The 21,408-nt window shown below is 65.0% G+C and carries 11 protein-coding genes; 4 read left to right on the top strand and 7 right to left on the bottom strand.

Annotated elements, in window-relative coordinates; all coding sequences use genetic code 11:
* The first annotated feature begins 88 nt into the window (after positions 1–88).
* From ACIPHN_RS18850 to ACIPHN_RS18840, 3 genes are all read left to right on the top strand, one after another.
* Positions 89–3,313, top strand: coding sequence for an efflux RND transporter permease subunit (locus ACIPHN_RS18850; RefSeq protein WP_400438535.1), 3,225 nt, complete (start codon positions 89–91; stop codon positions 3,311–3,313).
* Between the two features lie 34 nt (positions 3,314–3,347).
* Positions 3,348–4,874, top strand: coding sequence for an efflux transporter outer membrane subunit (locus tag ACIPHN_RS18845; RefSeq protein WP_400438533.1), 1,527 nt, complete (start codon positions 3,348–3,350; stop codon positions 4,872–4,874).
* 82 nt (positions 4,875–4,956) lie between these two features.
* Complete coding sequence (locus ACIPHN_RS18840) at positions 4,957–5,460, top strand: DUF1993 family protein (RefSeq protein ID WP_400438530.1); 504 nt, start codon at positions 4,957–4,959, stop codon at positions 5,458–5,460.
* Between the two features lie 133 nt (positions 5,461–5,593).
* On the opposite strand, the gene ACIPHN_RS18835 is transcribed toward ACIPHN_RS18840, so the two are convergent.
* From ACIPHN_RS18835 to ACIPHN_RS18825, 3 genes are all read right to left on the bottom strand, one after another.
* Entirely contained in the window at positions 5,594–7,078 is a 1,485-nt protein-coding gene (locus ACIPHN_RS18835) for a SulP family inorganic anion transporter (RefSeq protein WP_400438527.1), read from the bottom strand.
* A 155-nt stretch (positions 7,079–7,233) separates the two neighbouring features.
* Entirely contained in the window at positions 7,234–8,808 is a 1,575-nt protein-coding gene (locus ACIPHN_RS18830) for a hypothetical protein (RefSeq protein WP_400438524.1), read from the bottom strand.
* Between the two features lie 85 nt (positions 8,809–8,893).
* Entirely contained in the window at positions 8,894–10,549 is a 1,656-nt protein-coding gene (locus ACIPHN_RS18825) for an HD domain-containing phosphohydrolase (protein WP_400438521.1), read from the bottom strand.
* Between the two features lie 461 nt (positions 10,550–11,010).
* On the opposite strand from ACIPHN_RS18825, the gene ACIPHN_RS18820 reads away from it, so the two are divergent.
* On the top strand, positions 11,011–11,784 hold the full coding sequence (locus ACIPHN_RS18820) for an MBL fold metallo-hydrolase (protein WP_400438727.1): 774 nt from the start codon (positions 11,011–11,013) through the stop codon (positions 11,782–11,784).
* A gap of 85 nt (positions 11,785–11,869) precedes the next feature.
* Here the strand turns inward: ACIPHN_RS18820 and ACIPHN_RS18815 are convergent, their stop codons facing one another.
* The 4 genes from ACIPHN_RS18815 to ACIPHN_RS18800 all read right to left on the bottom strand — a co-directional run bounded on the left by ACIPHN_RS18815 (position 11,870) and on the right by ACIPHN_RS18800 (position 21,348).
* Positions 11,870–12,628 (bottom strand): FecR domain-containing protein, encoded by a 759-nt coding sequence (locus ACIPHN_RS18815; RefSeq protein WP_400438518.1) that lies wholly within the window; start codon positions 12,626–12,628, stop codon positions 11,870–11,872.
* Positions 12,629–12,649: 21 nt separating this feature from the next.
* Positions 12,650–16,909: a beta strand repeat-containing protein gene (locus ACIPHN_RS18810; RefSeq protein WP_400438516.1), complete on the bottom strand. Its 4,260-nt coding sequence runs from the start codon at positions 16,907–16,909 to the stop codon at positions 12,650–12,652.
* 1 nt (position 16,910) lies between these two features.
* On the bottom strand, positions 16,911–18,572 hold the full coding sequence (locus ACIPHN_RS18805; RefSeq protein WP_400438513.1) for a ShlB/FhaC/HecB family hemolysin secretion/activation protein: 1,662 nt from the start codon (positions 18,570–18,572) through the stop codon (positions 16,911–16,913).
* A 502-nt stretch (positions 18,573–19,074) separates the two neighbouring features.
* Entirely contained in the window at positions 19,075–21,348 is a 2,274-nt protein-coding gene (locus ACIPHN_RS18800) for a CHASE2 domain-containing protein (RefSeq protein ID WP_400438510.1), read from the bottom strand.
* Between the last annotated feature and the right edge of the window lie 60 nt (positions 21,349–21,408).

The following is a 21,408-nucleotide window of genomic DNA, read 5'->3' as shown; positions in this document are numbered from 1 at the left end:
CCTTTCGCATTCAAGCAAGAACAGGTCGCAGGGGATGCAACGCCCGCTGCAAGGGCGCTTGCATCCTGACGACTGACAAGGAACCTACATGAACATCTCAAAATTCTTTATCGACCGCCCGATCTTCGCGGGCGTGCTGTCGGTACTGCTATTGCTGGGCGGTGTGCTGGCCATGTTCCAGCTGCCCATCTCCGAGTACCCGGAAGTGGTGCCGCCCTCGGTGGTGGTGCGCGCACAGTATCCCGGCGCCAACCCCAAGGTGATCGCCGAAACGGTGGCCTCGCCGCTGGAAGAGCAGATCAACGGTGTGGAAAACATGCTCTACATGCAGTCGCAGGCCAATAGCGACGGCAACCTCACCATCACCGTCAACTTCCGCCTGGGGGTGGACCCCGACAAGGCCCAGCAGCTGGTGCAGAACCGCGTCTCGCAAGCCCTGCCGCGCCTGCCGGAAGACGTGCAGCGACTGGGCGTGACTACGCTCAAGTCCTCGCCGACGCTGACCATGGTGGTGCACCTGATCTCGCCCGACAACCGCTACGACACCACCTACCTGCGCAACTACGCGGTCCTGAACGTCAAGGACCGCCTGGCGCGTATCCAGGGTGTGGGTGAAGTGGGCCTGTTCGGCTCGGGCAACTACGCCATGCGCGTCTGGCTCGACCCCAACAAGGTGGCCCAGCGCGGCCTGACCGCCTCCGACGTGGTGCGCGCCATCCGCGAGCAGAACGTGCAGGTGGCCGCCGGTGTGATCGGCGCCTCGCCCAGCTCGCCGGATACCCCGCTGCAGCTGTCGGTGAACGCACAAGGTCGCCTGAAGACCGAAGGCGAATTCCGCGACATCATCCTCAAGGCCTCGCCGGATGGCGCCACCACCCGCCTGGGCGACGTCGCCCGGGTGGAACTGGCGGCCTCCGAATATGGCCTGCGCTCACTGCTGGACAACAAGCCGGCCGTGGCCATCCCCATCTTCCAGGCACCGGGCGCCAACGCGCTGGATGTCTCGACCCAGGTGCGCGCGGCGATGAAGGAACTGTCGGCCGACTTCCCCGCCTCGGTCAGCTACAGCATCGTCTATGACCCGACCCAGTTCGTGCGTGCTTCCATCGAAGCGGTGGTGCATACCCTGCTGGAAGCCATTGCCCTGGTGGTGATCGTGGTGATCATCTTCCTGCAGACCTGGCGCGCCTCGGTCATTCCACTCCTGGCCGTGCCGGTGTCCATCATCGGTACCTTCTCGCTGATGCTGGGCTTCGGCTACACCATCAATGCGCTGTCACTGTTCGGCATGGTGCTGGCCATCGGTATCGTGGTCGATGATGCCATCGTGGTGGTGGAGAACGTCGAGCGCAACATCGGCGCCGGCCTCTCCCCGCGTGACGCCACCTATCGCGCCATGCAGGAAGTGTCTGGGCCCATCATCGCGATCGCCCTGACGCTGGTGGCGGTGTTCGTGCCGCTGGCCTTCATGACGGGCCTCACCGGCCAGTTCTACAAGCAGTTCGCGATGACCATTGCGATCTCTACCGTGATCTCGGCCTTCAACTCGCTGACGCTCTCGCCGGCGCTGGCGGCCATGCTGCTCAAGGGCCATGGCGAGAAGCCGGACTGGCTGACGCGCCAAATGGACCGCTTCCTGGGTGGCTTCTTCATCCGCTTCAACCGCTTCTTCCAGCGCGCCTCCGACAGCTACGGTGGCGGCGTGACCGGCGTGATCAAGCGCAAGGGCGCCACCATGGGTGTGTACGCCGTGCTGCTGGCAGCGACCCTGGGCGTTTCCTACATCGTCCCCGGCGGCTTCGTGCCGGGCCAGGACAAGCAATACCTGGTGGCCTTCGCACAACTGCCCAACGGTGCTTCGATCGACCGCAGTGAAGACGTGATGCGCAAGATGAGCGAGATCATGTTGAAGGAACCGGGTGTGGCCAGTGCCATCGCCTTCCCCGGCCTGTCCATCAACGGCTTCACCAACAGCTCCTCGGCCGGTATCGTCTTCGTGGGCCTGAAGCCCTTCGAGGAACGCAAGAGCAAGGAACTGTCGGGCAATGCCATTGCCGCGTCGCTGAACAAGAAGTTCGGTGGTATCAAGGAAGCCTTCACCGCCGTCTTCCCGCCGCCGCCGGTGATGGGCCTGGGTACGCTGGGTGGCTTCAAGATGCAGATCGAAGACCGCGATGCACTGGGCTATGCCGAGCTGGACAAGGCCGCACAGGCCTTCATGAAGGCCGCCGCCAAGGAACCGGCACTGGGCCCGATGTTCTCCAGCTACCAGATCAACGTGCCGCAGCTGGACGTGGAACTGGATCGCGTCAAGGCCAAGCAGCTGGGCATCCCGGTGACCGACGTCTTCAACACCATGCAGATCTACCTGGGTTCGCTGTATGTGAACGACTTCAACCGCTTCGGCCGTGTCTACCAGGTCCGTGCCCAGGCTGACGCGCCCTTCCGCGCCAAGGCCGAGGACATCGCCCAGCTGAAGACCCGCAACGATGCCGGCGAGATGGTGCCGCTGTCCTCGGTGGTGAAGGTCAAGCAGACCTTCGGCCCGGAAATGGTGGTGCGCTACAACGGCTACACGGCCGCCGACATCAACGGTGGTCCGGCCCCGGGCTACTCGTCCGACCAGGCCCAGGCCGCCGCCGAGCGCGTGGCTGCAGCGACCCTGCCGCGTGGCATCAAGTTCGAATGGACCGACCTGACCTACCAGAAGATCCTCGCAGGCAATGCTGGCGTGTGGGTGTTCCCGATCAGCGTGCTGCTGGTGTTCCTGGTGCTGGCAGCGCTCTATGAAAGCATGACCCTGCCGCTGGCCGTGATCCTGATCGTGCCCATGAGCATCCTGGCGGCGCTGACCGGTGTCTGGCTCACCCGTGGCGACAACAACATCTTCACCCAGATCGGTCTGATGGTGTTGGTGGGTCTGTCGGCCAAGAACGCCATCCTGATCGTGGAGTTTGCCCGCGAACTGGAGATGCAGGGCCGCACCGCCGTGCAAGCCGCCATCGAATCGAGCCGCCTGCGTCTGCGCCCGATCCTGATGACCTCGATCGCCTTCATCATGGGTGTGGTGCCGCTGGTGACGTCCTCGGGCGCCGGTTCGGAAATGCGTCATGCGATGGGTATCGCGGTGTTCTTCGGCATGCTGGGCGTGACCCTGTTCGGCCTGTTCCTGACACCCGTGTTCTACGTGCTGCTGCGTACCATCAACCGCCGCAAGCTGCACTCGGCCTCGCATCACGAAGCCCCGATGACCGCTGGCTCGCACGTGGCACCCACCACGCACGCCCTGCCCGGTTCGCAGGATGACCGTTGATCCCCGCGATCAGCCAATGAATGGAGCAAGAAAAATGATGACTCAATCGATGACCCGCCTGCTGCGCCCCGTGCGCATCGGCTCGGCCCTGCTGGCAACGCTGCTGGTGCTGGCCGGTTGCTCGGTGGCACCGACCTACGAGCGCCCGTCGGTGGATACACCGGCCGCCTTCAAGGAAGCCGCCCCCGCCACGCAAGCCGGCGAGAACGGCAGCCAGTGGAAGACCGCCCAGCCCGCCGAAGACATTGCCCGTGGCCAGTGGTGGAAGATCTTTGGTGACGACCGCCTCAATACCCTGGAAGAGCGCGCCCAGCAAGCCAACCAGGACCTCAAGGCCGCCGCTGCCCGGCTGGGCCAGGCCCGTGCCCTGACCCGCGATGCGCGCTCGGGCTACTTCCCGCAGGTCGATGCCGGCGTGGGCGCTACCCGCCAACGTCCGTCCCCGGCCTCGCAAAGCCTGCCGGCCGATGCCAACACCCAGCCCTTCACGCTCTACCGGGCCCAGGTCAACGTGGCCTATGAAGTGGACCTGTTCGGCCGCGTCGCCTCCACGGTGGACGCCGCCACCGCCGACGCCCAGCGCAGCGAAGCGCTGTTCCACTCGGTGCTGCTGGCCCTGCAGGCCGACGTCGCCCAGCAGTACTTCCTGGTGCGCGAACTGGATGCCGCCGCCGCGCTCTACCGTGGCACCGTGGATCTGCGCCAGGAATCGCTGCGCCTGGTACAACGCCGTTTCGATGAAGGCGACATCAGCGAAGTGGACGTGGCACGCGCCCGTTCCGAACTGGCCTCGGCGCAATCGGAAGCACTGGGCATCGCCCGCCAGCGCGCCATCGCCGAGCATGCCCTGGCAATCCTCCTGGGCAGCACCCCGGCCGAGTTCTCGCTGGCGCCACAAGCGCTGGTCCGCATGACGCTGTCGGTCCCGGCAGGCCTGCCCTCGACGCTGCTGGAACGTCGTCCCGACATCGCCGCCGCCGAGCGCGCCATGGCCGCGGCCAATGCCCGCGTGGGCGTGGCCAAGTCGGCCTTCTTCCCCAGCCTGAACCTGACGGGTGGACTGGGTTACGAATCGGCGCAACTGGGTGATCTCTTCAACTGGTCCAGCCGCACCTTCCTGCTGGGTCCGCTGGTGGGCACGGCGCTGTCGATGCCGCTCTTCGATGGCGGCCGCCGCCAGGCCGGTGTGGATCGCGCCCGCGCCAGCTATGAAGAGCAGGTGGCGACCTATCGTGGCACGGTCTTGAACGCCTTCCGCGAAGTGGAAGACAACCTGGCCAACCTGCGCATCCTGGACGACCAGAACCGCGCCCAGGACGAAGCCGTCGCCGCCTCGGCACGTGCGGCCAAGCTGTCGCATACTCAGTATCAGGAAGGCGCAGTCAGCTACTTCAGCGTGATCGACGCCGACCGCACCGTGCTGCAACAGCAGCGCGCCTCGGTGACCCTGGATGGCGAACGCGCCCGCTCCACCGTCAACCTGATCCGCGCACTGGGCGGCGGCTGGGGTACACCCGCCCCGCAGGCGACACCGGGTACGCAATTGTCATCCACGCAGTAAGAAGTACAGCAGCAAGCGATGCCCGTTCCCCTGACCGGGGGCGGGTACCGATCCAACCACTCCCGGAACAATCGAGAACGCCATGTCCATCACGCTCTATCAAGTCAGCATTCCGCTGCTGATCCGCGGTCTGAACAACCTCTCCAGCCTGCTGGAAAAAGCCGAACAACACGCCGATGCGCAAGGGCAGGAACACGCTGGCCTGCTGTCGGCCCGCCTGTACGAAGACATGTTCCCGCTGACCTCGCAGGTGCAACGCGCCAGCGACACCGCCAAGGCCACCGCCAGCCGTCTCTCCGGCGTAGCCGCGCCGCCCTTTGCCGACGACGAGACCAGCTTCGACGAATTACAGGCACGCATCAACAAGACCATCGTCTTCCTGGAGAGCATCCCCGCCGAGGCCATCGATGGCCAGGAAGCACGCCCGGTGACGATGAAGCTGCGCGGCGAGGAACGCACGCAAAGCGCGCAGCAATACCTGACGGAGTTCGGCCTGCCCAATTTCATGTTCCATGTCACCACGGCCTACGACATCCTGCGCCACAAGGGCGTAAAGCTGGGCAAGATGGATTTCCTGGGCCTGTGATGCCCATGCGCTAGCACCGACAAACGAAAACCGCCCGGCATCCTGCGATGCGGGGCGGTCTGCGGAAATGATTTCCCGTGGTACTTCAACCCGCCTCGCTCCCCCGATGGCGGGTTTTTTTCGCTCCTGCGCGTCAGGCCAGCTGCGGCAATCCCGCCCGCGCCAGCAACTGGCCGCAGCGTTGCGACAAGGCCGTCACGCGCAACTGTTTGCCGGCACGCTCGTAGCGCGTGGCCAGCGTCTGCACGGCGGCGATGGCCGAATGGTCGGCCAGGCGCAGGTGGCGGCAATCCAGCGTGACCTGCTGCGGATCGCGCTGCGGGTCGAACAATTCCAGGAAGTGCGTGGTCGAGGCAAAGAACAGCGTGCCGTGCGGCAGGTAGGTGCGGCTGCCATCGTCCTCGTCGGCGACGTCGGCGCGTATCTCGCGCGCATGTTGCCAGGCGAAGTTCAGCGCGGCGATCACGATGCCGCACAGCACCGCCACGGCCAGGTCGGTCATCACGGTGATGATGGTAACGGCGATGATGACCAGCGCATCATTCCTGGGTACCTTGCCCAGCACCCGCAGCGAACCCCAGGCAAAGGTCTCCTGTGCCACCACGAACATCACCCCGGCCAGTGCCGCCAGCGGAATACGCTCGATGGCCGGCGACAGGAACAGGATGAACAACAGGATCATCCCCCCCGCCACCACGCCCGACAGGCGCGAGCGCCCGCCCGAGCCGAGGTTGATCATGGTCTGGCCAATCATGGCGCAGCCCCCCATGCCACCGAACAGGCCCGAGACGATATTGGCCGCGCCCAGCGCCAGGCATTCGCGGTCCGGCTGGCCACGGGTGGCGGTGATCTCGTCGGTGAGGTTGAAGGTCAACAAGGTTTCCAGCAAGCCGACGATGGCCATCAGCACCGCATAGGGGCCGATGATGCGCAGCGTCTCCAGGTCCAGGGGTACCACCGGCAGGTGCCATTGCGGCAGGCCACCGGCGATGGCGGCCATGTCTCCCAGCGTGCGCGTGTGCAGGCCGCTGGCGTAGCTCAGTACCCCCACGCCCAGGATCGCGGCCAGCGCCGGCGGAATGGCGCGCGTCACGCGTGGCAGCAGCCAGACGATCAGCATGGTGGCCAGGGTCAGGCCGGCCATGATCAGCAAGGGCGTTCCCTGCAGCCATTGCGGGCCACCCGGACCGTTGGTACGGAAATGCTCCAGCTGCGCGGTGGCAATCACGATGGCCAGGCCGTTGACGAAGCCCAGCATCACCGGATGCGGCACCATGCGCACCAGCTTGCCCAGCCGCAGCGCGCCGAAGGCCAGCATGATCAGCCCCGACAGCACTACCGTGGCCAGGAAATACTGCGGCCCATGCTGCACCACCAGCGCCACGATCACCACGGCCATCGAGCCGGCCGCGCCGGAAATCATCCCCGGCCGGCCACCGAACAGGGCCGTGATGGTGCAGATGAAGAAGGCACCATACAGGCCCATCAGCGGATTCAGTTGCGCCACCAGGGCGAAGGCGATGCACTCGGGGACGAGGGCAAAGGAAGTGGTCAGGCCGGCCAGGACGTTCTGGCGCAGCGCGCGCAGGCGCGAAGAGGTGGTGGTCATGGTGCTCATGGGCTGGACAAGCAGGCAGGCTCGGCAGGCCTGCCGGAACGACGGATGCTTCAGGGAAGGGCCTGGCGCCAGGAACCGCCAGGGGAGCGGCGCGCAAGCAGGGATGGCGCTATTTTACCGCATCGCAACATCGACTGCTGGCCGCCTCGCCGGGCTCACTGCCGCGAGTACAGCACCCGCAGCGCGACCCGGCGTGTCTCCGGTGGCAACTGGTTCAATGCACGCAGGTAGGCGATGGAGGCGTCGCAGGTCCCTTCCGGATCCTGGGCCCGGCGCATCGGCGAGGACAACAGCTTGAGCTGCTCCTGGGTCAGCGGCGCCAGCGCCTGGCGGATCACGCGGGTACGCTCGGCCAGCGTGAAGCGCGCCGCATTGGCGGGATCGGCGTCGCGCATGAGGTGCTGGGTCATCACCTGCTCGCGGTTGGCGAACTCCTGCGGCAGCACCGCCTGCGGTGCCTCGCGCCCGGCGGCGGCGTCGGCCCGCGAACGCGGATAGATCAGTTCGGTGCAGGCCGCCACGCTGATGCCACGCAGGGCCACCGCCTGGTCCAGCAGCAATTGCTGGAATTCGGCCAGCGATTCGTCGGAGGCTATCGGCAACAGCCGGCGGCTAAGGATGCCGACCTGCTCGCGCCCGACCGCCAGGATCGCCGCATCCGAGGCGTGCGCCTGGACCTTGGCCCAGGCCAGGTCGATGGTGTGGGCAAATTCCCTGGGGTGGTAGCGCGCCATGATGTCGAACAGCGCGCCCTTCTTGAATTCGGCTTCCAGGATGTCACGCGAGGTGGCGATGGTGGCGATCTGCGCCGTCTCCCCGCCCGGTGCCAGGCGGGTGAGCACGCCGGCCTGCAGCAGCTGGCCCAGTTCCGGATACCAGCTCTGGCTGGCCGGCGTATCGGCGATGCGTGCGATGAAGTCATGCGGCAAACCCAGCTTGCCGTAGGTATCGAAGGTCAGCTTGCGGTCGAAGCTCTTGTTGATGCGATCGTCGCCGCCCACCGTATAGAGCGTGTGGAATCCGATATGCGCGCGCGGATCCATGGCACGGTCGCGCCCGGCCATGAAGGCCAGGGTGCAGGAGGACGAACATTCCTGCTCCACATAGGTATTGAGCTGGTGACGGCGGATCACGTCACCCACCAGACGGCCTTCGCGCACCCAGCCACCGGCCGAGTACAGCACCACCGTCTTCACCGAGGGCGACTGCTGCAGCATGCGCTCCAGGCCATCGGCAGCGCCGTCGTTCATGCCCCCCTGCAGGAGGATGGACTTGCCATCCACACGTAGCTGATACACCACCGGCGGTCCCAGCTGCCGGCCCAGGGCGATGTCCAGCTGCTCGTGCAGCGAGGGAATCGCGCGCAGGGTGCTGGTGACCATGCTGATGACGCCGCAGACGATGAGAAACTTGACCGCTACTTCGGCCCAGCGCCGGCCGCCGCGCGCCACATGGTGACTGGCCGAGCGCCAGCAGCCGCATACCCCCCAGGTCCAGGCCAGGTAGCTGAAGGCGGCGATGCCCAGCACGCCGGCCATGCCGTAGCGCGCCGGCATGTCGTTGGTCAGCCGTGCCAGTACCGAGATGGCCAGGGCCGGCACCAGCGAACTGAGCAGCACCGTATGCAGCCAGTAGGAGCGGCCCAGCGAGTAGTCGCCGCGCCAATGGCGGCGGAAGAAACTGGCGGAAGGGCCGGCGGGGGGAGATGTGCGGATTACTGCCTCAGACACGTGTTGCTTTTCCTCGATGCGCTGTCATGCCCGCGGCCAAGGCCGCTGGTCCAGGCACAAGCATACCCCATGTCGGCCGCCCGCTTCAGGGCGCATGCCCCGGGATGCGCGACAGGTCGACTTCGTCGATCTGGCTGGGATGCATGAATTTCTCGGCGTACTTCTCGTAGATACGCTCGCGCACGAACAGGTCGAAGAGGTCAGGATCAATGTGGTCGCGGGCCTTGAAACCGGCCAGGATCTGCACCGCCTCGTTGAGCGAATTGCCACGCTTGTAGGGCCGGTCGGCGGCGGTGACGGCCTCGAAGATATCGGCCACGGCCATGATGCGCGCCTGCACCGACATCTGCTCGCGCGTGAGTCCCTTGGGATAGCCCTTGCCATCCATGCGCTCATGGTGGCCGCCGGCGAACTCGGTGACACGGGAAAGCTGCTTGGGCCAGGGCAGCGACTCCAGCATCTTGATGGTGATCACGATGTGGTTGTTGATGATCTGGCGCTCGGCATCGTTGAGGGTCCCGGCGCGGATGCGCAGGTTGCCCGATTCCTCATCGTCCAGCAGTGCGCGCAACTGGCCGTCCGGACCACGCCACTGGCGTGCGGCGATCTCCAGGACGCGTTGCTGGTCTTCCGGCTTCATGCCTTCGGTACCGATGTTGATCTTGCGCAGGAAGGCACGCTCGTCGTCCAGCTGCAGCAGCTGCGCCTGCAGGCGCTCATCCAGTGCGCCCGCCTGCGCCGGCGTCAGCGCCGCGCCCAGGGCCAGCTTCTCCTGCAACACAGCGATCTCGGCATCGCGCTTGAGGACTTCGATACGGGTATCGACCAGGTGGATGCGATCGAAGATGGTTTCCATCTTGGTCGACTTTTCCACGATATGGGTCGGCGTGCTGATCTTGCCGCAATCATGCAGCAGCCCCGCCAGCCACAGTTCGCGGCGGTCGGCCTCGTTCATGCGGAACTCCGCCAGCGGCCCCTCGGTCGCCGCGTGGGCGGCTTCGGCCAGCATCATGGCCAGTTGCGGCACCTGCTCGCAGTGACGGCCGGTGTGCGGCGATTTCTCGCCGATGCCGATGTTGATGAGCTTGATCAGGCTTTCGAACAGATGTTCCAGGCGCTGGATCAGTTGCTGGTTGGTCATCGCCATGGCCGCCTGCGAGGCCAGCGCTTCGATGAAGTGCTGGTCGGTCTCGGAGAACGGCACCGCCTCGCCGCTGGCCGGATCGATGGCGTTGATCAGCTGCAGCACCCCCACCAGCTCGCCCTCGTGGTCCTGCATGGGGACCGTCAGGATGGACTTGGAGTGGTAGCCATACTTCTCGTCGAACAGCCGCATGCCGTTGAAGTTGAAGCCGCTGGCCTGGTAGACGTCGGCGATGTTGACCGACTTGCGGGTGTTGGCTGCATACGCCGCCACCGCCGCCAGGTTGGGCTGACCATCGGGCAGCGTCAGGGCGATGTCGGGAATCGAGATCGGCTTGCCACTGCTGCCGCCCTGGTGCATGCCCAGGGTATCGTTGACCGAGATATAGAAGCGCAGGCTGCGGCCGCTGTCGTCGGCGCGGTAGAGCGTGCCGCCATCGGCTTGCGTGATGTCCTTGGCGGTCAGCAGGATGCGTTCGAGCAGCAGCGGGATATCGCGACTGCTGCCCAGCTCCCGGCACAGTTCGGTGAGGCGTTCCAGCCGGAAGGCGATATCGCGCTGCGGGCCGGGAGTCGAAGTCTGGTCGGGATGGTTCATGCAGCAATCTCCGCAACGCGGCAGGAAGCGCGAAGGCAGGCGTAAGCGGCGTCATTGACTGCTAACAACATTCTGCTCCTGATGCGTTGACGTGGGCAAAGTGGACTGCGCGGTCACGCCCGGACTACGGCAGACCTGCGCTTTTGACAGATGCTTTTTCGGCATTGTCGCGATTCTAAGGCGAGCCAGCAGAGCGTCTTGCCGCGAGCTTGAGGGGATTTGGGCTGCAATTCTGCGCTTGCAACAGCCCCGCAGAATGGCTGGCGGAGACGGCAAGGCAGGCCCGCGAGAACCCGATTGATTTGAATGCCTGAATCCCTTAACATCCCGAGCTGTTGCATAATTCGCCACATTTCCCGACAACGCAGCACTGGCGCGGGTTTTCAGGCTACCCCCGGGCGCTGCAGGTGGATCCCACGGAGCGCTGGCGGGCAGGTCCAACCATTTGAGTGGCATTGATGATGCGTGTAGAAATTCTCGGCTGCAGTGGCGGCATTGGTGGCAATGGCATGCGCACCACCTCGCTGCTGGTCGATGGCGATATCCTGATCGATGCCGGCACCGGCGTGGGCGACCTGTCGCTGGAGCGACTGGCTGCCATCGACCATGTCTTCATTACCCATGCCCACCTCGACCATATTGCCTGCCTGCCCCTGATGATCGACAGCGTGGGCGACATGCGCAGTACCCCGCTCACCATGCATGCCACGCCGGCGACGCTGGAGATCATCCGCAAGCACATCTTCAACTGGCACATCTGGCCTGATTTCAGTGTGATCCCGACGGCCGAGCAGCCCTTCCTGCGCTTTGCCACCATCGAACCCGGCCAGACGGTGAGCATCGGCCAGCGCAGCATCACACCGCTGCCGGCCCTGCATACCGTACCGGCCGTGGGCTACCAGTTGCGCAACGACGCCAGCGGCGCGTCGCTGGCCTTCACCGGCGACACCACGGCCTGCCCGCCGCTGTGGACGGCACTCAACCAGATCGGGCAATTGCGCCACCTCATCATCGAAGCCGCCTTCGCCAATCGCGAGCGCGAACTGGCGCTGCTGTCCAAGCACCTGTGCCCCAGCCTGCTACTGGACGAATTGCAGCAGCTGCAATCCCGGCCGGAGGTATGGATCACCCATGCCAAGCCCGGCCAGTTGCAGCAGATTGCCGACGAGATCGCATCCGGCAGCGGACCACACCGCCCCCGCATGCTCGACACCGGTACCATCCTGGAATTCTGATCCGGGCCCGGTGGGCCCGGACGACAAGGGCGCCGGCACGCAAGTGCAGGCGCCCTTTCTCATGGCGCTGGCCGTGCCGACTGGCCTACTGGGTCACGCACGCATCCAGCTTGGCCGCACCGATCTTCTGGGTGCCGTTGTTGCCATTGCTGCTGATGGCCTGGGGCATGGTCACCGAGAATCCCTGGCCCTGTGGCAGGATCACCGGCGGCTGCGTCGGTCCCGGCACAAAGCCGAACTGGCCTGCGCTGAATATCGCACTGCCACCGGCATTGCTGACCAGGATCGCCCCCGTCGCCACATCCACATGCAAGCCATTGTTGAGTGGCTGGCCGTTCGGTGTTGGAATACCGCCGCAATCGTTCTGGCAATACAGCGCCCCGAAATGGGTGCCACGGATGCCGATGGTGGCCGTGGGCGTATCGAAGTTGACCGCATCGTGGTTGCGCTTGCCGACCAGACCGGTCACCGCGCGCAAGCCGCCCTTGACCAGGCCGATGGCCACCGAGTCGTTCTGCGGCTTCTTCTCGTCATAGACATACTTGCTGACGGCCACTTCGGTCCCCGGGCGCAGCACGATCTCGGCATCGTCCACGAACTTCACGCGGGCATAGGTCTCGCGCTCGGTGATGAGGCTGTCGCCTTGCTGGATGGCCGACTTCACCGCCAGCACCGCGCGCGTGCCATCGGCATGACGCGCGGTGAGCACGCCCGAGAGATGGGTCACCTGCCCCACCACCTGGGCCTGCGCCAGTTGTGCTGCACCCAGCATGAACAGGGCCAGGCCCAGGGAAAGCAGGCCATGACGGAGCGCCTGCGACAGCTTCGGTATAAACGAATTCATGGTGTCGTCAATCTCACTGGCTCAGGTGCACATGGGCAGGGGTTTCTTGGCTTGCTTCTTGTCGCTGCCCTCATCGCCGAAATTGCCCGAGGTACCGCCCACGGTCTGTCCACCGACACTGTTCTGCTGCACCACATTGCCCGCCGACTGCGCTGCCGTATCGGACAGCTGTGCACCGTTGAGCGTGCTCTGCAGGTTCTGGGTCTGCTGGTTCTGTTGCTGCTGCACCGCCTGGTCGGTCTGGCTGGTGCTGCCGGTCGTACTGAGCGGCACCGGAATGCGCGTACCGTTGGCATCGGTGATGCTCACGCCCTGGGCGTAACCGATCACTGCTCCCGAATCCACCGACAGCAGCGCCACGCCCGGTGGCGAGGTGGAGATATTGGCGTTGATGGTCATGGAATCGCCGGCACTGAGCGTGATGTTGCCGCCCAGCGAGACCAGCACGCCATTGACCACCAGGTTGTCATTGGTGCCGTTGGAACTCCCCGCCGTGAGCACGATATTGCCCGAGGCGCTGACGCCACCGCCACCGATGGTCAATGGGCTGTGCGTGACCAGGCTGACCGAACCGTTGGCGCTCTTGACCTGGCCGTTGGTCGTGATCCCCAGCATGGCAAGCCGGCTGGCGACCGTCACGGCAGACCCATCGGGATTGGAGGGCAGGCTGCCCAGGAAGTTGGCGCTGCTGCCCAGCGCCGCCGTCGCCATGCCGCCGGTATTGTCGACCGTGATATTGCCGCGCGCCGTGTAGAGGCCATTGAGCGTCACCACGCTGGCATCGGTGGTGTTGAGGTGATTGGTCAGCGTGATGTCACCGGTGCCACGGTTGTAGGCGGCAAAGCCTGCGATCTGGTTGCCGGACTGATTCAACGAGATGCCGGTGGAGGCCGAGGCCAGCAATTGCGTCGTCACGTGCAAGCTGGTTCCGCTGTTTTGCGTGATGTTGCCGTTCTGCGCCTCCAGCACCAGATGGTTGGCGCTGATGTTACCCACTGCCAGCGCGCCGCTGGACTGCGACAGGGCCGCATCGGCCAGGGTCAGGGTGCCACCGGTCTGGGTAAAGCTCTCCGAGACCGACAGTTGCGAGCCGGTATTGCCGGTGACCGTACCGTTAGCCACGTTCAGGGTGGCGAAACGGGCGCCGCCGGCCAGGGTCAGGTTGCCATTGTTGAGCTGCACGTTCAGGCTGGCCTGCGAGGCATTGGCGATGGTGACATTGGCGTCGCCTACCGGCATCTCCACGTTCTGGGCATTGGGCCCGTCATCGTTGTTGTTGGGCACACTGCTGCTGCCGATCGTAATGGTGCCATTGCCGGTGCTGTTGCCGTTGAGCGTGACATTGCCGGCGGACACATTGAGCGTCCCGGTGATGTTGGTGGTACCACTGGTGGTCAGCGAGCCGCCGCTGAGGATCACGCTGCCGGCCAGGGCGTTGACGCCATTGAGGGTCAGGGCGCCACCGCTGACATTGGCGGTCCCCGCGATGGTGGAGTTGCCCGACACCGTGAGGTTGCCGGCCTGCTGCTGCAATTCACCGCCGCTGTTGACCTGCAGCCCGCCAATCACGTCGTTGCCGGCGTCGTGCACGGCCACCACGCTGCTGTTGACGACGACCGTATCGACCTGGGTCGGGAGGTAGGTACTGATGCGCTGGCCGTTGGCATCCTGCCAGGATGCGCTGCTCCCCCATCCGCCCTCGGAGTTGACCGCGTAGAAGTTCTGGCCGGCCATCAAGGACAGGCTCAGTCCGCCGTCGCCACCGTAGACCGCCTTGAACATGCTGGCCGCGCCATTGGCGGTGACCACATCGCCGGTCACATAGCGGAAATAGCTGCTACCGAAACCATTGGTGGAGAGTAGCGGCCTGACACTGACAGCCAGGGTCGGCACATAGTTGGCCAGCAGGCGCGTCTTCAGGGTGCCACCCAGATTGACCGAGGCGCCCGTGAAGGTGATCCGGTCGGTGATGTCGTCGGGTGCGATGTCGATCATCATCACCCCCGTGGCGCCCTGGCTAAAGTTGCCGGCGATGGTCATGTTGCCGGTGGTGCCGTCGCCACCGGGAGCCAGGTTGCCATTGTTGCTCACCAGGTCCGACGCCACCAGGGTGCCGTTGCCGGCGATGGTCGCGTTCTGGTTGTTGGTGATGTCATAGAAGGACAGCGTGCCGCCGCTCAGGGTGACCGTGCCATTGTTGGTCAGGCTGCCGGTGTCGGTGGCCAGCAACGTCGCGCTGTTGCTCACGGAGAGGTTGCCGTTGTTGATCAGCCCCCCCTTGCTGGACAGGCTCACCGTCTGGCCGCTGCCACTGACGTTGATGGTGCCGTTGTTGACCCACTGGCCATTGCCCGCGGTCGTGAAGGTGGTATCGGCGCCGTTGAAGAGGATCTGGCCGCCGCCATTGTTGTTCACGCCCAGGCTGGTCTGCAGCCGGCCACTGGCATTGACGTAGATGGTGCCGTTGTTGTCCAGGCTGTTGGCCACGCTGATGTTGTTGTAGCCACTGGCCAGGCGCACGGTGCCGTCATTGCTCAGCGAATTGAGGCTGACCTGGGCGTTGTCCAGCGTCAGCGTGCCGGCGCTGCCCACTTGCAGGCTACGCGCCGTCAGCGCGCCACCAGTTCCCAGGCTGAGCGTGCCGTTGGCGATGGACAGGTTGCCCGAGCCCTCGATGCCATCCCACACATTCAGGGTGCCGCCATTGAGCAGCACCCGCGCGCCGTTGCCGATGGTGCTGATGCGCGTGGGGTCATAGCTGACATCCTCGCCGGCGCCGGTATGCAGGGTCAGGCCCAGCGTACTGTTGGTGCTGGTGATGTTGGCGTTGATGCTGATGTTGTTGGCGGCATTGAGCGTGAGCGTGCTGCTCACGTTGCCGGTCTTGGCGATGTCGGCACTGACGGTGATGTTGCCCGCCTGGCTGCCGCCGGCCCCGGTAGCCAGGGTCACGTTGACGCCGGCATTGAGCTGACCGGTGATGGTGTCGGCACCGATCTGGGAGACGCTGCCCGAGGAGCTGACGGCGTAGCAATTGCAGTCCTCCTGGGAGGCATCCACGGAGGCGCCGCCGGCCACGACCTGCAGGTCATAGGGGTCGATCAGCCAGCTACCGCCCGAACCGACCTTGGGTACCTTGACCACATCGAGCTTCTTCAGGCCGGAGGTCTCCACGTAACCACCCTGGCCCGCTGCGCCGGTGGCCGAAACGTCGCCGTCGATGAAGGCCTGGTTCTGCGCCACCAGGCTGATGTTGCCACCGCTGGTGCCATCGGCGCTGATGTTGGAACTGGCCGTGGTCGTGAGGTTCTGCGACGCGCGCAGGAAGATCCGTCCACCCTCGCGCACCACGCTGGAGGCGTTGATGACGCCGCTATTGGTAATCAGGCCGGCGGCCACGCCAATACGGCCGGCCTCTGCGGTGATGCTGCCCAGGTTGGTGACGGAGGCTGTGCTACCGGTCACATTCACCGTCACGCCGGGCGTGGCCGTGTCGGCCAGGGTCACGGTCTGGCCCGCGGCCAGGATGACCTCGCCCTGGGGGCTGCGGATCACGCCGCTGTTGGACACGTTGGCGCCGATCAGGTAGACGCTGCCACCGGTGGCCGACTGGATGGTCCCCTGGTTATCCACCAGGCCGGCGCCGCCCTGGCTGGCGAAATTGAGCTTGCCGGCCAGGAAGTCGCTATCGCTGATGGCCAGCGAGGTAGCGATGAAGCGCCCCGCATCGATGGTCCCGCTGGGACCGACCACCACGCCATTGGGGTTGTACAGCACCACGGTGCCGTTGGCACTCAGGCGGCCATAGATCTGCGAGATATCACCGCCGCTCACCTTGGCCAGCAAGGCCGAGGTCGTGCTGGGCTGACTGATGTTGACCGCCGCGCCCGAGCCGATGCTGAAGGAGACGAAGCCGGCAATGGCCTGCGGCGAAAGCTGGTTGATATTGAGCGTGGTGCCGTTCTGGGTGAAGGTGACATTGCCATTGATCACGCTCCAGCCGGTAGGCAGGGTGCCGGCAGCAGGCGCGGCCGCCAGCACCGGCGCCTGCCAGGCGCCACACACGGCCGCTGCCGCAATCGATATGCGCAGGGCCGGCGCCAGCAGGCTACGCCATGAACGACGCAACAGGCCCGCCAGCAATTGCGGCAAGGGCTTGCGCGCACGCCAGGACAAGGTCAGCCGACGCCTGCCCACGCGCACGATCATGGACGGCGGCAGCAGCTCCACCACCGGCGGTGACTTTGGCTGTGGCTGGAGCAAAGTGGATGTCGGTGTCATGTCAGAACCCCAGGGTTGCACTCAGGTGGGCGTTGAGATCGCCTCTCTGTTCGGTCGCGGAATTACCATTGAGCAGTACCCGCGCCACGTCCAGGCGCAGGTTGAAATCGCGTCCCAGTGCATAGCGCAGGCCCGCGCCGATGCTGGCCAGCGTCAGCGTGGAGGGGACCGATGAACTGGCCGTGACATTGTTGTTGGCGCCACGACCAGCATCGACGAAGGCCAGCAGGCGCATCGAGCCCTTCAGGTCGCGCTTGGCCAGCAGGTCGGGCGTATAGAGTTCGCTGTTGATCACCACGCCGCTGTCGGCCGCCACCGCGCGCTCGGTGAAACCGCGCACCGCATTGGCGCCGGCCAGGCCGAACTGCTCCACCGGCGGCAGCGCATGAGGCGACACCTGCATGGTGCTGGCCAGGCGCATCTGCCAGTCATCGGCCAGGCCCTTGAACCACGACGCCCCGCCACGGATGACGATGAAGTTGTCCATCGATTGGCGCCCACCGGTAAAGAGCGAATAGCGATCGGTGACCTGCAGGGTATCGCTGTAGCGCGCCTGGCTGATGGCCATGTTGCGGGCGATGCCGATGTTGTAGTCGATGATCTGGCCCACGCCCTGGCGCTGCGCGCTGTAGGCCACCGACAGGGGCAAGGTGGAATACGGCTGGCAGGTATTGATCGATGCCCCCGTCAATGCGCCGCCATTGATGGCGCAGGACGAATCGACCTTCTTGTAGTCGGCCCCGAAGACCAGCTTGCTGCCCCACTCGCCGCTGCGGGCGAAGTAGTGGTTCCAGCGCAGCGCATAGACCTCGCCGCGGCCGGTGATATCGAGGGTGGAATTGACGGCCAGGGTCTGGCCCGAGCTGACGTTGGACTTGCCGTAGATGAAGTCGATGCTGTCGCCCATCGCATAGAGCGGTACGCGATAGCCCAGCGAGTACAGGTCGACCTTGGCGCCGGAGGGGCTATCGGGCGAGGTGGTATAGGCCACGGTCGCCACCTGGTCGCGATCGAACAGGTTGGAATGTTGCAGGGCCACGCCGGTGCGCCAGTGGCCGGTGTCACCGGTACCGGTATTGTCGATGTTGACCATCAGCCGTACTGGCGGGTCATCCTTGACCGACACGGTGGCATCGATCTGGTCGGTCGCCTCGACGGCAGTCAGCGTGACATTGAGCTGCTTGGCCGGATTGTCGTTGGCCAGTTGCACCGACTCGGAAATGCGCCGCAGGTTGGGCGCCTCGCCCTCCTTCAGACTGGGGATGCTGGCGCGGATGTTCTTTTCGCTGAAGTGGTGGTTGTCGCTGACGATCACCTTGCCGATCACGGTCTCGACCACGTCCAGGCGCACGTCGCCCGAGGTCAGCTCCTGTTCCGGCACGCGTACCTGCACGGCGGTATAGCCGGCACTGCGATAGGCGTTCTCCAGCGCCTCCAGCGCGCGCTGGATGTCACCGTAGACACGCCCCTTGCCGCTGAAGGGTGCCACTGCTTCCTGTACCTGCGCGGCCGACAACAGGGTATTGCCCTGGACGACGAAAGCACGGATATCGAAACGCTCTTCGGTTGTGGCTGTCACCGCCGGTGCGGGCTGCGCCGCCACACCTGCGGTCGTGGCGAGCAAGACCATGCCCACCACGTAATGCTGCAAACATCGTTTCATCTGCTATGCGGAGCCGCCCCGGCGCGGCCCTCCCCCGATTATTCAATCTCCCCACGCACCGCCGGAAAGCGATGCACCTGCCCTTGCGATCTCCCTGCGCCCCCTGACGCGAAGATGGAAAGATCGCCAAGAATCCCCTGCCACCACCTTGTCCCGATGTCGATGCGCCTCTTCTTGGAGAGGGACATGCAGTCACCGGAAAAGCCTTGTCAGCCGCCCGTCAGTTTCGGTCAGACTATGTCAGCTTGATGGCAATTAAAGCTTGTAAAGTATAGTGATTCAGCCTGTGTGCGTCGATAATAATTGCTGGAAAACCGCCTCCAGTGGGCGTTTGCGCGATATTCCCCACACTTCGATTTCCACCTGGAAATAATTTTGCATGCGGGTGTATGCAATTTCAGCGCAAGGCCATCGAGCTGCACACTTGTCCAGTCGGCAGTCCCCGCGCTTCAGCAACAAGCGGGGGGAATGACCCGGCGAAAGCTGCTTACCCCCTGCGGCATCACTTGCTCTCGAACGTCGTCACCCCATCCCAGTCCGCCGGCGGCGGCGCATTGCGGTAGTGCGCGATGCGTTCCAGGTAGAGCACATACAACCCGCGCGGCTGGCGCGCCTGCAAGTCCTGCAGGGCCGCTTGCGCCTGATCCCATTGCTGCGCGCGTACCTGCACCAGCGCCGCATGCCATTGCGCCACTTCCTCGCGCAGCGCGGCGTCGAGTTCATTCTCCAGGGCCAGCGGCTCATAGATGGGCACCGGCTCGTTCTTGCCCTTGACCCGGACCCGGTCCAGTTCGCGATAGGCAAATTGCGGCGCGGCCTGGCGCGTGGCCTCGCCAACCAGCACGCCCACGCCATAGACCTTGGTGATCGACTCCAGGCGCGATGACAGGTTGACCGCGTCACCCATGACCGTATAGGCCCGACGGATCTTGGAACCCATGTCGCCCACGCGCATCTGGCCGGTGTTCAGGCCTACGCCTATCTTCAGCGGCGGCCAGTTGCGGCGGATGAATTCCTCGTTCAACAGCAGCGTGGTCTGCTGCATCTTCAGGGCGGTGGCGACCGCCCGCGCGGCGTGGTCGGACAGTTCCAGCGGCGCGCCCCAGAAGGCCATGACGGCGTCGCCGATGTACTTGTCCAGGGTGCCGCGGTTGCCGCGAATGTCTTCCGACATCGCGGTCAGGTAGACGTTGATGTATTCGCGCAGCTCGTTGGGCTGCAGGCTCTCGGAGATGGTGGTGAAGCCGCGCACGTCCGAGAACATCACGGTCAGCTCGCGGATCTCGCCATCCATGTTGTAGCTGGCCGGATTGGCGGCCATCTCGGCGACCAGTTCAGGCGCCACGTATTCGCCGAACAGGTTGACGATGGCTTTGCGGTTGCGATATTCGAACAGGTAGCCCCAACCCAGGTTGCAGATGAACAGCAAGCCCACCAGCAACAAGGCAGTGGCCAGCGGCAGCACCAGGCCGGCACTGTTGTAGAGCCAGAAGTTGAGACCACCCAGCCCGGCCGCCGTGGCCAGGGTCAACACGATGGACCACAAGGGCCCCAGCATGGGCAGCAGCAAACCCAGCACCAGCCCCACCGCCAATACCTGCAGGAGATCGAAGCCCTGGGCGAAATCGGGGCGGGCCTTGAAGTCTTCGTCGAGGATGGAAGCCACCAGGTTGGCGTGGATCTCCACGCCCGGATAGACCGGGCTGACCGGCGTGGCCCGCAAGTCGTTCAGGCCCGGCACGGTGGTGCCGACCAGCATGATGCGGCCATCGAGCTGGTCGTGCGGATAGGTGCCGCGCATCACGTCGATGGCCGACACGTAGCGGAAGGCCCCGCCATTGGGACCACCATGTCCGCGATAAGTGACCAGCGTGGTCAGCTTGCGCTCGACCGGGATGAACAGCGGCTGCGGCCTGACCTCGACGGCAATGCCGGCCAGCGCGCCGTAGTCGCGTACCTGGTCGCCGGAGAACACGGTTTCGTCCTGCAGGAAGATGGGCTTGACGCGCTTGCCGTTCAAGGCCACCCGCGCCGTGGCCAGGGCCAGCGATTCATAGAAGTGCTCGCCCAACTGGGAGATCAGCGGCACGGCGCGGATCACGCCATCGTCGTCGGTCACCGGATTGAAGAAACCACCGGCGCGCGCCGCTGCCTGCAGTTGCGGCAGGTTGGCGCCGTAGGCGCGCCAGCCGATCGCTTCCAGCCTGCGTCCGCCCAGGTCGGCAAGATTGAAGACGGGGGCAGGCAATTGCCCCTTGGCGATGGCACCGGGATCGTTGGAGAGGTTGTAGCCCAGCACCACCGGCTGGCCTTGCAAGGCCTCGGCCAGGCGCGCGTCGTAGTCCATCTCGGGCTTGAGCCGCTGCAGCTGGCGGGCCAGTTGCGGCACGTCCTTCAAGGCCCCGTGGGCCAGGTCTTGCAGGCGGCCATAGCCGGAACTCGTATCAGGCTCGGCAAAGACCACGTCGAAACCGACCGACTGTGCCTGGTAGGTCTGCGTCATCTGCCGCACCAGTTGCGCCACCACATCACGGCTCCAGGGCCAGCGCCCCAGTGCGGCAATGCTCTTCTCGTCGATGTCGACGATGACGATGCGCGGATCGAGGTCGGGCTTGGTTACCCGCATGCGCAGGTCATAGAAGAACAGGTCCAGCCGCTCCACCAGTGCACGGGGCAACATGCCCGTGACTTCGGCCCCCGCCACACCGGTCAGCACCAGCGCCAGCAGCCAACGGGCCCAGTGCCTGGCAAAGGCGGTACGCAGACGACGCAGCATGGATTTCCCCCCGGAATCTGATAGTGGCAGCGATCATGCCAGTAGTTGCCGCCCGCCACA

Origin of the sequence: Herbaspirillum sp. NPDC087042 (assembly GCF_044745245.1) — a bacterium.
Lineage (GTDB): Bacteria > Pseudomonadota > Gammaproteobacteria > Burkholderiales > Burkholderiaceae_D > Herbaspirillum.
Note: the sequence above shows the minus strand (reverse complement) of the source record. Positions and strands in the feature narration are given on the sequence as shown.